We start from the raw sequence: 15,089 nt of genomic DNA, 5'->3' as shown, positions 1-15,089 counted from the left end.
ATCAAAACGCACAACAAGGAATAATAACGATGTCAAATGATGCAATTGTAATCCTAAACGGCGCACGTACACCAATGGGTGGCTTTCAAGGCGCACTAAAAGACATGAGTGCTACCGAGCTGGGTGCCGCCGCTATCAAAGCTGCTGTTGAACGCTCAGGTGTTAGCGCTGACAGTGTTGATGAAGTCATTATGGGTTGTATCTTGACGGCAGGTCTGGGTCAAGGCCCTGCCCGTCAAGCCATGCGTAAAGCAGGTCTACCGGATGCGACTGGTGCTGTCACGATCAATAAGCTTTGTGGTTCAGGCCTAAAAGCAGTCATGCAAGCGCATGACGGTATCAAAGCCGGTAGCTTCGACGTTGCAGTCGCAGGCGGCATGGAGTCAATGACCAATGCACCGTATATTATGCCAGGTTCACGTGGCGGCTATCGTATGGGTCACAAAGAAGTCAAAGACCATATGTTCTTAGATGGCCTAGAAGATGCTGATACTGGTAAGCTAATGGGTATGTTTGCTCAGGAAATGGCTGATGAAAAAGGCTATACACGTGAGCAAATGGATGAGTTTGCTATTGAGTCATTAAACCGTGCGCTGACTGCTATCAAAGACAACCACTTTAAAGATGAGATTGAGCCTGTTACGTTTGCCACTCGCAAAGGCGAGCAAACTGTTGATACCGATGAGCAACCTGCCCTTGCTAATGCTGATCGTATTCCTACTTTGCGTCCAGCATTTGCTAAAGATGGTACGATTACTGCTGCAAACGCCAGCTCAATCTCAGACGGTGCTGCAGCAGTCGTAGTAATGAAAGAGTCACAAGCGAAAGCTGAAGGCCTTAACTACCAAGCTCGTATCGTTGCTACTGCCTCAAACTCACGTCACCCAAGCGAATTTACTATTGCGCCAATTGGTGCCATCGAAAAAGTATTAGCAGGTGCTGGCTGGTCAGTAGATGACGTAGATCTATGGGAAATCAATGAAGCCTTTGCGATGGTTACTATGGCTGCGATGGACGAGCTGAAACTTGACCATGCTAAAGTAAATATCGAAGGCGGTGCATGTGCCCTTGGTCATCCAGTAGGCTGTTCAGGTGCTCGTATTCTAATTACGCTTATCAACTCTCTAAAGCGCACTGGTGGCAAAAAAGGCATCGCAACGCTATGTATCGGTGGTGGTGAAGCGGTAGCTGTTGCTATTGAACTTGCTTAAATAAAGCAGGTCTAACTGACTTAAAGTAAGTTAGCTAAGTAATACTTATGTAATTATTGTTCATTGAGAAACCGCATTGCTAATGGTGATGCGGTTTTTTTGTGTCTGCTTTTTTTCGATGAATGTTGAATATTACTCTGTGTAAAGACTCGTTAACTTCTACCCCCTCCTATGTTATGCCACTTACAGCCTATTACACGCAATTACTGCAAGCGCACACTTTGCTACCTTGCTCATATATCTCATCAAAAATCACGGTGTTAGGATAGCTACAAGTTGATAGGGAAGCTATTCATTTGACTTACCCTCAACTGTAATAAATATGGTTTTACTAAAAATTAATAACAACACCAACCATTACATTATAAAAAATAAACTCGCAAAAAAGGAATATAACAATGAGTCAACTAATCCGTTTAAAAGATATTCAAGCTACTCATCAAGACTTAATTGGTGATGACTATTATGACCCAACGCACAAAACTGCTTATGGTATCAACGAAGAGAAAATCGGTAAGATCGAAGGCGCCCTAGTGGAAGACACGACTGGTCGTATTCGTTACTTAATCGTAGATGCAGGCGGCTGGTTTAGTTCAAAAGAAGTACTGGTACCAGCAGGTTTAGCGCGTATCGTTGGTGATGATGTCTTCTTTGATAGCTTAACAAAAACACAAGTAGAAGCCATGGAAGTATACGATCACGACTATCAGTACAGCTACAAAGAGCAGTATGAAAGAGATCGTCAAGCGTTTAACGCCGATACACTTCCTGTAGAAGATCGCGTTGATATTGAAGATCACTCTTATGATGCACCAAATACACTGGAGCTATTAGAAGAGCGTCTGACGGTAAATAAAGACCGTATCGTTGCTGGTCTAGTAAAAGTAGGTAAGCATGTCGTTACTGAAGAGCGCAATGTCGATGTAGATTTAGAAGAAGAACATGCCAATATCCAACGTACTAGCGTAGATCGTCCAACAGACCGTCGTATTGGTGACCTCGATGCTACTGAAACAGTTGAAGTCGAACTACAGGCCGAACGTGCTCGCGTCAGCAAAGAAACCTATGTTTCTGAAGAAGTAAATGTCGGTAAAACGACCGATCACCATACCGAAACCCTAATTGAGACCATTCAACGTGAAGAGCTAGATGTTGATGGCGACGGCAACGTGGTTGACCGTGAGGGTAACTTAGTAGACCGTGATGGTATCACAGCAGAAGATGTACGCCGTGCTCGTGGCATGTAATATGCTAATACGTCATAGTTTAACGACGTAAGCTTCCTATACCGTCAGTTAAATATGATGATAGTAAGTAGCTAAGCTCATATGTTTAGCCATTAAGATCAGAGCATGTCTCTGGTCTTTTTTGTATTCATAACATGAGTGAATGGTTTATAGTATTAAATGTAACTAATTAATATATGTGGTTAGTTAATATATGTGGTTAGTTAATATATGTGGTTAGTTAATATATGTGGTTAGTTAATATATGTGGTTAGTTAATATATGTGGTTAGTTAATATATTACGTTTGAAATTATTAGAAATTCATCATTTTATAATTATAAAGGAATAATAATGACTACTGAAAATGGAAACAGCCTTTACCAAGATAACTTGGATAAAGAACAAAATATCTCAACGAAGCAGACGAATAATACTGTTAATGTTGGACACTTAGAGCTATTAGAAGAACGTCCTGTGATTAATAAAGAGCGCTTGGATGTGGGTAAAGTGACCGTCACCAAGCATTCACGTACTAAAACTGTCGAAGTGCCAATTGAGTTGGTAGAAGAATATATCACCATTCGTACTGAGTATCATGATGCAGAGAGCCAAGACTTACTCTCTGGTAACTATGATGAAAAAGATATATTGCGCCATGTCGAGCCTTCTTTAGATAGCAAAGCCGTAGTGACCATTAATGGCAAACAAATAGAGATTGGCGATGAACCGATTGATATTGTGCTATCTCGCCAAGTGGCTACCATTACCAAAGACACCTACGCTATTCAAGATATCGAAATTAACAAAAGCACCCATGTGCATACTGATAGTATTCAAGTAGAGCTCAAGCATGAAGAGTTAGATGTGACTGAAGAAGGTCTGTTGGCTCATGGTTCTGATACAACTCCGTTAAAATAAGCGCTGATAGTTTAGCCACTACGAAATTGTATGATTGATAAAGATTATTTCACAACATAAAAAAGCAACGCTATCTTAGCGTTGCTTTTTTGATGCCTATCACTTACTAAATATTGAAGACAAATTACGAAGCTTCATTACACTCGAATGTATTAACATTTGACTCATCTGCACCAGCAGTACGCATAACGCCAGTTTTACGAGCTTCATGCCCTACGCGCCATTGTGTGAATCCTTGACCACCATCAATTGCGGTCGCCACTTCAAACACCTCAGGATTACTACCTTCATTGGTTTGGTTCAACGTTACTGTACCCATGTCAGTTGCGACAACAACTTGATTGGCATCTTCTTTATAAGTCGCCTCAACTTTTAGTTCAGGTGTACATAGATATGACATCTGCATCACACCGCTGTTTACTGAAGCGGTGGTATCACCTTCTACTTCGTTAAGTGAAGCGTCTTCGGTATCGACGACGACATCACTAGGTTCAGCAGGCTCCGCTGACATTGGAACGGACTCTTCTGTATTAGTACCGTCTTCCATTCCCGACTCTGGCTCTGATTGTTGCTGACAAGCACTGACCGTCAAGGCGCCAGCCAACAAACTTGTTAAAACTACTGAGCTGCGTACTTTTTTTAAGAATTCTACACTCATGACACTCTCCCAAATAAATATGTTAAACACTATAGCGTGTCCATAAATTCACGCCTATGCTGAATTTGTAAGTAATCAATACAAAGTGTTTGTTGGTCTTAGTCTAGCAAGTTTTAAGTTTGCATAAGTTATCTAGCAGATATAAAAAAGCCCCTACCTACTTAAGATAAGGGCTTTTTCAGATAAAGGCTGTCTTTAATAGCAGTTCAATACATAGCTATTAACTTATCATGAATAACAACTAGATTTTACCATGACACTGCTTGTACTTAAGACCTGATCCACAAGGACACGCTGCATTACGACTGATATTCATACCTGCATATGGGTTTGGTTCGTTAGCATTACTACCGTTACCTGCTATAGCAGCACCAACGCCAGCTGCCGCAGCACCGTTGTTTAGATTGCGGCTTTGTGGTTGCGGCTGAGCAGCTGAACCACTCGCATTGCTATCCAAATTATCTACATCGTCATGTTCGAACTGCATTTGCATATGGGCAGCGTTCTCACGTTGCTGAATTTCTAATGCTTCCAGTTCTTCCTTGGTTGGGATATGAACACGTGACAAGTCTTGTACTGTTTCAGACTTAATCGCACCAAGCATCATCTGGAACAATTCAAACGACTCACGCTTGTATTCTTGCTCAGGGTTTTTCTGTGCATAACCACGTAAATGAATCCCTTTACGTAGCTGATCCATCTGAGTTAAATGCTCTTTCCAATGCTTATCTAGACTCTGTAGCATGAAATGACGCTCAAGCTGAGCTGCGTCTTTTTCACCCATCTGCTCACGGCGACTGTGATAACGATCTATCGCTGTTTGAACGATTTTCTCACGCAGACCTTCTTCATCCAGACGACGATCTTCATCTAACCAATCATTAATCGGCATTGAGATTTTGAACTCGTCTTCTAACTCGTCTTCTAATCCATCAATATTCCACTGATCATCAATAGAGCCAGGCGGAATAAACTGATTAATCATCGCGTTATATACTTCATGATGCATCACTTCGATGGCTTCTAATAAGTCCATCTCTGCTAATAAATCATCACGCTGACCGTAGATAACTTTACGCTGTTCATTGGCAACATCATCGTATTTCAGTAGGTTTTTACGAGCATCAAAATCGCGACTCTCAACTTTGCCTTGCGCATTTTCGATCGATTTAGAGACCATTTTATGTTCGATGGCCTCATCTTCCTTAAGACCCATCGCACGCATCATATTGACCACACGATCGCCTGCGAAGATACGCATCAGATCATCTTCAAGCGATAGGAAAAAGCGTGACATACCAGGGTCACCCTGACGACCAGCACGACCACGTAGCTGGTTATCGATACGGCGTGACTCATGACGTTCAGAGCCGATGATATGTAAACCACCAGCTGCTACGACTTGGTCATGCTTGACTTGCCATTGAGACTTTAGACGCTGCATCTCTTCTGGGCTAACCGCATCGATATCTTCGATAAACGACTGCCAGTTACCACCAAGGATAATATCCGTACCACGGCCTGCCATGTTGGTTGCGATCGTGACTGACTTTGGACTACCTGCCTGTGCGATAATTTCTGCTTCACGCTCATGCTGCTTGGCGTTTAGAACGTTGTGCTTAACGCCTTCTTGGTCAAGCAAGTAAGACAACTCTTCACTGGCCTCAATCGTCGCTGTACCAACCAGTACTGGCGCGCCTTTGGCTTGAATTTCTTTAATTTCGCGAATGATGCCTTTGTATTTGCCTAACTTGGTTAAGAAAATCTGGTCATCCATATCGATACGAGCAATCGGCTCATGCGTTGGAATCACGATGACATCTAGATCATAAGTCGATTTGAACTCGGCAGCTTCAGTATCAGCGGTACCCGTCATACCAGATAACTTGTCGTATAAACGGAAGTAGTTCTGGAATGTCGTTGTGGCAAGCGTTTGGTTTTCTGCTTGAATCTCAACGTTTTCCTTCGCTTCTACTGCTTGATGCAAGCCTTCTGACCAGCGACGACCAGGCATAGTACGGCCTGTATTTTCATCAACGATGACCACTTCGCCTTCATCGACGATATAGTGAACGTTTTTGACAAACACGTGATGCGCACGAATGGCAGCTTGAACGTGAGCCAAAAGTGGCAAACGACTTGGGCTATACAAGCTTTCGTTTTCACCCAGCTCGCCCACTTCGATTAAGAAGCGCTCGATTTTCTCATAGCCTTTTTCACTGATCTCAATCTGGCGATTTTTTTCATCAATCCAAAAGTCTTCTTCTTCGTTATTCTTGTTCGCTTCTTCGTCTTTTGAACGGATTAGCACAGGAATAATCGTATTAATCAGCGCATACATGCGTGATGAATCTTCAGCTTGACCCGAAATAATAAGCGGCGTACGAGCCTCATCAATCAAGATTGAGTCAATTTCATCGATAATACAAAAGTTTAGCGGGCGCTGTTTTTTCTCCGCAAGGCTAAAGACCATGTTATCGCGTAGATAATCAAAACCGTATTCGTTATTGGTACCATAGGTAATGTCGGCTTGATACGCTGCGATTTTTTCTTGTGGCGGCTGCTGTGAGTAAATCACACCCACAGTCATACCCAAAAACCCAAACAACGGACGGTTTAGCTCAGCATCACGCGCGGCCAAATAATCGTTGACCGTGACCAGATGAACCCCTTTACCGCTGATCGCATTTAGGTACATGGCCAAAGTTCCCATTAGGGTTTTACCTTCACCAGTTTTCATCTCAGCGATTTTACCTTCGTGCAAGGTGATACCACCGATCAGCTGCACATCATAGTGACGCATGCCGTTGACACGTAATGATGCTTCGCGGCAGACAGCAAATGCTTCTGGCAATAATGCATCTAAGCTTTCGCCTTTTTGATGTCTGGCTTTAAATTCTTCAGTTTTTTGTTGTAGTTGCTCATCAGACAGGGCTTGTATTTCAGCCTCTCGTGCGTTGATCTTGCTGACCACTTTACGCATGCGTTTTAATTCGCGGTCATTTTTGGTGCCAACCACACTGCCTATAATCTTTGATAACATAATTTTTTGACCTATGGAATATTCGATAATTAGTGCGCATTAGCCAAAGCTTAGCTCTCTGCCTTGTCATCACCCGACTAAGTACTACCTAATTTAGTATCGCCCAATTAAGTGTGCCGTCATTATATATGGTTATGACGCTGATGGATACAAGGGCAACGAGTAGATATTTGCCACAGTAAAAACCTAGTAGGACGTGTTAAAATAGCGAATACCTTGTTAAATTTCTTAGCTTTTTTAGCGACTTTATTTATTTTTTACATTTTGATTTTTATACGCTTGCTACCACTGCATCTTGGCTCAAAATTTGTCGTTAAGCCATTTATCTACAAGTGACTGGCTTATTGATAAAGCCAAAGCTCAAAGCTATACATCAAACTCATATATAAGAAAAATAACCCTTTAGTACCCCTATCACAAAATACTCATTACCACTCATTAAAGCACTATAAGAGACTCTGCATGACCGTAAAGCCATCTGGACAAAATCAGTCGTCAAATCCTAACTCATCAGAAAAACCCTTATCAAAACAAGAGAACTCTGACTGCTTAAGTATAGGCGATGCCGTCTACAAGCTAGCAGACCATACGCCGATGATGGTGCAATATCTAACCATGAAAGCCAACTATCCACAAGCATTGCTCTTGTACCGGATGGGTGACTTCTATGAGCTTTTCTTTGACGATGCTAAGCGAGCGGCGCAAATATTAGATATCACATTGACGCGCCGTGGTACGGATAAAGCAGGCAATACGATAGCGATGGCGGGTGTACCGTTTCATGCAGCCGATAGCTATATGGCACGCTTGATCGCGGCTGGTCAGACAGTAGTTGTATGCGAACAAATTGACGAATCGACAACTGGCAACGCTGATAATAAGTCTAATGTCCCTGCAATGGGCGACAAGCAAAAGAAAGACAAAAGAAAATCTGCTGCTGGTAGCATCATGCGCCGCGAAGTGGTTAAGACGCTGACGGCAGGTACTATTACCGATGATGCATTGATTGCACCTAATCATACGCCGACTGTGGTTGCCATCGATATTGCGACTATGAAAACGCAAGACCATAGCCAGACGTTACAAGCAGCCGTTAGCCAGATGGATTTGGCTGCAGGCACACTGACTACCCAGACACTGATAGCAGACAAAAACGATATCGATAATTTACGAACTCAAATGCTGACGGTACTTGCACGTTTTGCGCCTAGTGAATGTATCATTAGTGAAGCGCTTATTGATAGCGTTGGCGACAGCATTGGAAGCAATGATACAGAGTGGCTACTGTGGTTACGACAAAATATGGACTGCCCTATTATAGAAGTCGCTGCCAATGATTTCCATCGTGAGCATGCCAGTGACACGCTTTGTCAGCAGTTCGAAGTCCAGCGTCTCGATGGGTTGGGCATTCATGAGGCTCCACTTGCACAAACCAGTTGTGCTGCGCTTATCCACTATGCGCGTCAAACTCAGCAACGCCACGTGCCTCAAGTCAACCAACTCATTGTTGAGTACAGCGATGACTATTTGATTATCGATGCCAATAGCCAGCAAAATCTCGAGCTATTTACCCCTGTTAGTAGCAACGGCACTTCTTTGATATCTGTGCTGAATCATTGTCAGACTCCGATGGGCAAGCGTTTACTCGTGCAGCAAATGAAACGTCCACTGCGTCAGCATTCACGTATCAATATGCGTCTAGATGCGATAACTTGTTTGCTAAACCCAAAGAGTGACTCAATTCAGTCAAACCAAGATGTAAAAGATAGCTTACTGGTTGCACGTTTACGAGAAACGCTGAATACTATTGGCGATATCGAACGAATCAGTAGTCGAATCGGGCTAATGAGTGCTAAACCTCGTGACTTACGTAAGCTTGCCGATGGTATCGCTAGTAGCGCCCAGCTTACTACCCTATTGACAGAATCCGGTATCAGTCATGAAGACGCTGGACTGTTACCAGTGCTGATGCAGCAATTGCCAGATCAACTACCTGCTGTTCAATCCGTCGCCGAATTAATCGAGCGCGCTATTGTCATTGAACCCCCTGCGCATATCCGTGATGGCGGAATGCTAGCAGCGGGCTTTGATGAAGAGTTTGATCGTCTTACCCATTTGCATGACAATATCCAATCGACGCTAGACGAGATGGTCGAGCGTGCCCGTCAAGACAATCAATTACCGAGTCTAAAAGTTGGCTTTAATAAAGTTAGCGGCTTTTACTTTGAATTGCCCAAGATGCAAGCAAAAAATGCTCCTGCCCACTTTATCCGTCGGCAAACGCTTAAAAGTAGTGAACGGTTTATCACTGATGAGCTAAAGGCAGTCGAGACAGAGTATCTAAGTGCCCAGTCCTTGGCGTTGGCGCGTGAAAAACAGCTGTATCAAGAGCTGCTCACTCAATTAAACCAACACTTGGCTGATCTACAGCAGCTTAGCGCGGCTATCGCCCAACTAGATGTGCTAAGCAATTGGGCCTATCTTGCCATAATGTATAACTGGCAGCGCCCAATCATGGGGCTACATACAAAAGACCAAAACGAATCGGTGGCCAAAAATCAAACCAACATTGATATTCGTCAAGGTCGTCATGTTGTGGTTGAAGCAGCATTGAATCAAACAAACGCCAACAGTAGAAACGGTAATTCCTTAAGTACAAACCACTTTGTCGCCAATGACTGTGCACTAGGTAGTGATGGGCATCCTGAAAGACTGCTGCTTATTACCGGCCCTAATATGGGTGGTAAATCGACCTATATGCGCCAGACCGCGCTGATTGTTTTGCTTGCTCATTGCGGGAGCTTTGTACCCGCTGAGTCTGCGCATATTGGTGACATAGATCGGATATTTACCCGTATCGGCTCAGCTGATGACTTGGCTGGTGGCAAATCGACCTTTATGGTGGAGATGATTGAGACGGCTAACATCTTAAATCAAGCCACCAATAAGTCACTGGTATTAATGGACGAAGTCGGTCGCGGTACTGCTACCACTGACGGTTTGGCCATTGCTCATGCCTGTGTCAATCGCCTAGTCGAGATTGGTTGTCTGACATTATTTGCCACTCACTATTTTGAACTGACACAATTAACGAATGATATTGGCAATCATCATGCTGATATCCGTAACGTTCATGTAGCCGCCAGTGAAGTTGATGGTCAGTTATTGCTATTGCATCAAATTAAAGATGGCGCAGCAAGTTCTAGCTTTGGGCTGCATGTCGCAAAAATGGCTGGTATTCCCACCCAAGTGCTAGAGGATGCTAAGCGCTATTTAGCAGACAACTTACAGTCAGACCATTTAGCCGTAGATAAAGCACAAACTATTGATGATAAAAATGAATTAGCTAAGTCAGTAAAGGATAAACGGCAAGAGAGTTATAATAATGCTACTCTTAATCAAAAAATAACTCATACCGCTCAAGCGACAGACATAATGAACAATTTAAAACAAAATCAGCTATTTAGCCTACAAGATGAGCTAAGCATGATTGATCCTGATAGCCTGACACCTAAGCAAGCGCATGATTTGATCTATCATTTGAAGAAAATCATTGGTCATTAAAGGGAATTGTCAAATCGTAGTAAAGGCGCTAAAATACGCTTTATTTTCGACTATTCTATTTAGCCAAAAGCCAAATCAATAACAGGTAGACATTACTATGACCTTTGTCGTTACAGATAACTGCATTCTTTGCAAATACACCGACTGTGTAGAAGTCTGTCCTGTGGACTGCTTTTATGAAGGCCCAAACTTCCTTGTCATCGATCCTGATGAGTGTATCGATTGCGCACTATGCGAGCCTGAATGTCCAGCCAATGCGATTTTCTCAGAAGATGAAGTACCGAAAGACCAAGAGATGTTTACTCAGCTAAATGAAGAACTGGCACAAAAGTGGCCGAACATTACTGAGATGAAAGAACAAATGCCAGAAGCCGCGAAGTGGGATGGTGTAGAAGGAAAGATTCAGTATTTAGAAAGGTAATTATCTTCTTAAAGTATTTATATATTGAACCAATAAAAAACCACCTAATAGCGATTGCTGCTAGGTGGTTTTTTGTTACTTATATCATTACAAAGTAGACGTTAGTACTGTATTCATTTGCTCTTCAGTCCAAGGACGCAAATCCACAACTTTAAGAGGCATACCACTTTCATCAATTAAAACAACCATATGCTGCTGTTGCCCCCATAGCGGTAGCCACCCTACTGCTTTTGGATTTTGACCGAGATATTTGTCGATGTCCACTTTATTATTAGGAGCTTCTAATGCAGATAGCTTATAGGCTTTGGCCGCTATCTCAGGGTAAGCTTGTTCAATTGGATAGTACAGTGCAGGTTGATGCGCTATTTTTGCACCTAGCTTATTGCCAAACTCTAGATCCTTAACTTCCTGAGCATCCCCTACCGGTTTTGCCGCTACCCATTCGGGCCCTGTGAGTGACATCTCAGTATAATTTTTGGGAGCTTTCTCAAGATAGACACTCTCTATATCATTAAGCCTCACGACTTCGAACCGATTGTTATAAAAGCTCAACCATACTGGACGGGCTTGCGATAGGCTATAGATACCAAAAGCAAGCGCTGCAAGCTGAATGATTGCGATTACGGTAAGATCAAACGCTAGTGATTTTTTATTTTTCTTATAAACAACTAGTGTGAATAATGGTCCAATGAACAAATCTACCACGAACACCATAGCAAATATGGTAAATACACCAGTGGCTGTAGCCAATGGCATAGGATACCAAACCTTGAATATTAGTAGTGCTAATGCACCTACTATGAGTAAGCTCACTATCAGATGAATAGCAGCTGCTCTAAATGAGTCCGCCCAAATTCGTATGGGTTGTTGAACCATGTATCTAATTTCCTAGTAGATTCAGGGAGTTAACAAAGGCCTGCGGCAATACATGTGCCACCAGTAGTCCAGTTTAGGGAGCCATTACTCACAGTCGGGAGCAGTGTATACGTCTCACTGTTCACACTAGGCTCGCCAGTCACTGTTACCAAAGCGGTATTGGGTGCAATATTTATGGAGCTGACGTTGTTGGCAGATGCCACTCCAGACGCATCAATACTTACTTCAGAGATACTATCACAATTGGTCAATATGTGACTCCCTCTTCCTTGAAAGCAGCTATCAATACTTGTTTTGACTGCTGAAGCCGCAAATATTACCTCAGTGAACTTGGTTTTTTTAGCATAATTTTCATAGGCAGGTAGTGCAACTGCAGCAAGGATACCAATGATGGCGATAACAATCATCAACTCAATTAAGGTAAAGCCCTTTTGTTTTGACATAGCACACCTTCCTATTGATTTAGATAAGTACTGGGCATAAAAATACCCTACTAACAACATTGGTCAATAGGGTATTTTTTAAATATTAGGCAACATGATTTACATCATTACATTGCTCAATACGATCCTACTAGCATAGGCCAGCAGCGATACAAGTACCAGCCTCTGACCAGACGATTGAGTCGCCTGTTACATCAGGAATAAGTGCGAAATCTTCACCATCAACTGATGTTGCATCACCTGTTGCTAATACACCACCAGCTGGAATTGTAACAGCAGTGCCTGCAGAGTCTTCAGTTGTAGCGGTTCCGTCAGAAATCTCGACGCTTGCTACTTGGTCACCTGTAGCTGCTCCCGTTAAGTCTGCACCGACCTCACCAGCAGAGTCACAGTTTGCTATGTCTCCCTCTCCACGAGTCTGATAACAAGTATCAATCGCACCTTTCACTGATGATGCGGCTAATACGACTTCTGTGAAACGTGCTTTTTTGGTGTATGTCTGATAAGCAGGTAGAGCGATCGCAGCCAAAATACCGATAATAGCGATAACGATCATTAGTTCGATTAAGGTAAAACCTTTTTGGGTAGTAGCGTTCATAGTACGTCCTTTAGAGTAAGGTGATAACAAGTCGATTGATACGCTATTTGGTATCACTATCTGCTATCCATTATAAATACGAGAGTTGTTAGTTTGAGTAAATACTTAAATTACTTCTCTAACCTTCTTGTTACTATTGCTGCAGTTAGCGTGCCAACTTTTTGCGCTACTACAAAAAATATATCTGTATCTATAAGTTGTACTAACAGCTCAGTTTTATTGTCATATAAGTTCTAGCCAGTAACTCATAATGCTCGCTGAAAATGGGTAAATATCGTATCATATTGACTTTGTCACTAAAAAACATTTAATTAATAGAAAACATTGCCAGTTTATTGCTAAAAATTGTCAGTTTATGTAAATTGTAGAAGATAAAAGTAGTTGCAGATGACGTTTTTTGTCAAGTAATTTGGATACTAAACATTTATTGCCATTCATCGTCCACACCACATGTAGTACCTCTACATTTTTCTCCAGTACTATCTAGAGTTAGGTTACCATCGCCTGCCATGCGTGTACCTGTTATAGGAGCCGCCGTAACTGTCCAATCTTTACTAGTAAGAGTAGTCGCATCATTAGGCGTGACAGTAACAATATATAAAGCTGTACTCGATGATGGAAAATTCACGCTACCATCAGCAGCCACTGTACCTGAGAATATAGCAGACAGTGGTATATTATCGTAGCGTTTGTAATTGATTTTATTAGACTCTATTCGTCCAGCAATCTGCTGCATTTCACTCATCATATCAGCACGATTGGTGCGCTCAACATATCCTTGATAGCTTGGATAAGCTATTACTGCCAAGACACCTATGATAGCTACGACTATCATCAGCTCTATCAGTGTAAATCCTTTCTGACTAACAGGCTCAACTGATACATTCTCTAATGATGCCGCATTTACCATGTTGTCGCTCCTGTACAATCTGCATCTGTAACATCAAAACTGCTATTACTTGCACAGCGTAACCCTTGACTTGAGAGCAAAAAATTATCCGCCCCTGTCAAATCTACTGGTGTGGCCACCATTATCCAATTGGTAGCGCGCCCACTTCCCTCATGCAGAGTACTGAATGTCGGGGTATCACCTGTAATGTGTCCAAGTGTAATAGTATAACGTGGATTATTATTAGGCTGATTGATTGCTCCCGTACTATTTGCGATAGCATCTGACTGAGGCTTAAAACCCTTGTAAGTCAAAGCTTTGGCACGCCATTGCTCAAGCTCATTTGAAAGAGAGAGCATTTTTCGCTGTACGTCTGCTTCCGCATTGCGAATAACAAAGGCGCGATAGCTTGGTATAGCAACAGCGGCTAATATAGCAACGATAGCGACGGTAACCATCAGCTCTATAAGCGTAAAGCCTGCCTCTCTGGTCGAGTGGCTACTCTTAAACAGCATATCAATGTTCCATCCAGCTAAGTGGATTGATTCGCTGGTCGACATTGACACCCGCATCCGCGTCACAGTTAGGACCTACGCACTGATTAACGTCACTACAGTCATCCCCTGTACAGATAACTTCTGGTTCGCAGTCATCACCTTCACAATAATTTTTTAACGAGGTAAAGGTAGAGGTATCATTGTACTGACTAACGATATTATCAACGATACCCAAACCAGCACTATACGATGAGCGTGATGTCAGTATTTCAGACTTTGTATTGTCAAGGCAAACACCATAAGGCAAACAGGTACGCTCACGTTGTGTTTCTCCGATCACACCCGCACTACAAGTATTGGCTGCTTGACCTTCATCTGGATTAAAAGAAGAAGATATTAATACCCCAGCGATAGCATCTGGTTCATTGAACATTTTAAGCTTGTATTTGCCACCTATTTTTGCATCTTCATCTAGCCAATGTGTTAGAGGCATATACCAGCCTTGAATAGTATTGTTTTGCATACCAGCCCTAATACCATTCGTACCTAGATCTGCATCTGTAAAGGTGAGCTCTTTCAGCTTGTCGTTTCTGGTACTGGTTCCTGCAACCTTGATGACTGGTGTACGTAAGTTCAGCGTTGGCGCGGTTTCTGTACCGTAATAAAACAACTCATTACGACTGACGTCTTTATCTATCACGCTATAGATTGCATTAGGTGTACTTCTTGTTGCAGATACTGGG

General features: G+C 42.6%; 12 protein-coding genes. 5 read left to right on the top strand and 7 right to left on the bottom strand.

Annotated features, from left to right (window positions below):
* Positions 1–29: 29 nt before the first annotated feature.
* The 3 genes from JMX91_RS08350 (at position 30) to JMX91_RS08340 (ending at position 3,357) form a co-directional block, all read left to right on the top strand.
* Positions 30–1,211 carry a thiolase family protein gene (locus tag JMX91_RS08350; RefSeq protein ID WP_201548530.1) on the top strand — a complete coding sequence of 394 codons (1,182 nt, stop codon included), beginning with the start codon at positions 30–32 and terminating at the stop codon, positions 1,209–1,211.
* A gap of 398 nt (positions 1,212–1,609) precedes the next feature.
* Positions 1,610–2,458 (top strand): DUF2382 domain-containing protein, encoded by an 849-nt coding sequence (locus JMX91_RS08345; protein ID WP_201548528.1) that lies wholly within the window; start codon positions 1,610–1,612, stop codon positions 2,456–2,458.
* A gap of 332 nt (positions 2,459–2,790) precedes the next feature.
* Complete coding sequence (locus JMX91_RS08340; RefSeq protein ID WP_201548526.1) at positions 2,791–3,357, top strand: YsnF/AvaK domain-containing protein; 567 nt, start codon at positions 2,791–2,793, stop codon at positions 3,355–3,357.
* A 124-nt stretch (positions 3,358–3,481) separates the two neighbouring features.
* On the opposite strand, the gene JMX91_RS08335 is transcribed toward JMX91_RS08340, so the two are convergent.
* Together JMX91_RS08335 and secA are read right to left on the bottom strand one after the other, a co-directional pair.
* Positions 3,482–4,015, bottom strand: coding sequence for a hypothetical protein (locus tag JMX91_RS08335; protein WP_201548524.1), 534 nt, complete (start codon positions 4,013–4,015; stop codon positions 3,482–3,484).
* Positions 4,016–4,256: 241 nt separating this feature from the next.
* The gene (gene secA / locus JMX91_RS08330) at positions 4,257–7,058 is read right to left on the bottom strand and encodes a preprotein translocase subunit SecA (protein WP_201548522.1); all 2,802 of its coding nucleotides are present in this window, start codon (positions 7,056–7,058) and stop codon (positions 4,257–4,259) included.
* 462 nt (positions 7,059–7,520) lie between these two features.
* Here secA and mutS point away from each other — a divergent pair, with 462 nt between their 5' ends.
* Positions 7,521–10,622, top strand: coding sequence for a DNA mismatch repair protein MutS (gene mutS, locus JMX91_RS08325; RefSeq protein ID WP_201548520.1), 3,102 nt, complete (start codon positions 7,521–7,523; stop codon positions 10,620–10,622).
* Positions 10,623–10,719: 97 nt separating this feature from the next.
* On the top strand, positions 10,720–11,043 hold the full coding sequence (gene fdxA, locus JMX91_RS08320) for a ferredoxin FdxA (protein ID WP_131656275.1): 324 nt from the start codon (positions 10,720–10,722) through the stop codon (positions 11,041–11,043).
* An 87-nt stretch (positions 11,044–11,130) separates the two neighbouring features.
* Here fdxA and tfpZ read toward each other — a convergent pair whose 3' ends face one another.
* From tfpZ to JMX91_RS08295, 5 genes are all read right to left on the bottom strand, one after another.
* Entirely contained in the window at positions 11,131–11,919 is a 789-nt protein-coding gene (gene tfpZ, locus JMX91_RS08315; RefSeq protein WP_201548518.1) for a TfpX/TfpZ family type IV pilin accessory protein, read from the bottom strand.
* Between the two features lie 29 nt (positions 11,920–11,948).
* Entirely contained in the window at positions 11,949–12,362 is a 414-nt protein-coding gene (locus tag JMX91_RS08310) for a pilin (RefSeq protein WP_201548516.1), read from the bottom strand.
* Positions 12,363–12,492: 130 nt separating this feature from the next.
* A complete protein-coding gene (locus JMX91_RS08305; RefSeq protein ID WP_201548514.1) occupies positions 12,493–12,960 on the bottom strand; it encodes a pilin in 468 nt (155 codons plus the stop codon).
* A gap of 424 nt (positions 12,961–13,384) precedes the next feature.
* Positions 13,385–13,870 carry a type IV pilin protein gene (locus JMX91_RS08300; protein ID WP_201548512.1) on the bottom strand — a complete coding sequence of 162 codons (486 nt, stop codon included), beginning with the start codon at positions 13,868–13,870 and terminating at the stop codon, positions 13,385–13,387.
* The gene (locus tag JMX91_RS08295) at positions 13,864–14,364 is read right to left on the bottom strand and encodes a type IV pilin protein (RefSeq protein ID WP_201548510.1); all 501 of its coding nucleotides are present in this window, start codon (positions 14,362–14,364) and stop codon (positions 13,864–13,866) included. The genes JMX91_RS08300 and JMX91_RS08295 overlap by 7 nt, the downstream gene beginning before the upstream one ends.
* Positions 14,365–15,089 lie beyond the last annotated feature (725 nt).

Origin of the sequence: Psychrobacter sp. Pi2-1 (assembly GCF_904846645.1) — a bacterium.
In the GTDB taxonomy this organism is placed as follows: domain Bacteria; phylum Pseudomonadota; class Gammaproteobacteria; order Pseudomonadales; family Moraxellaceae; genus Psychrobacter.
This window is presented reverse-complemented; position numbering and strand designations above follow the sequence as displayed.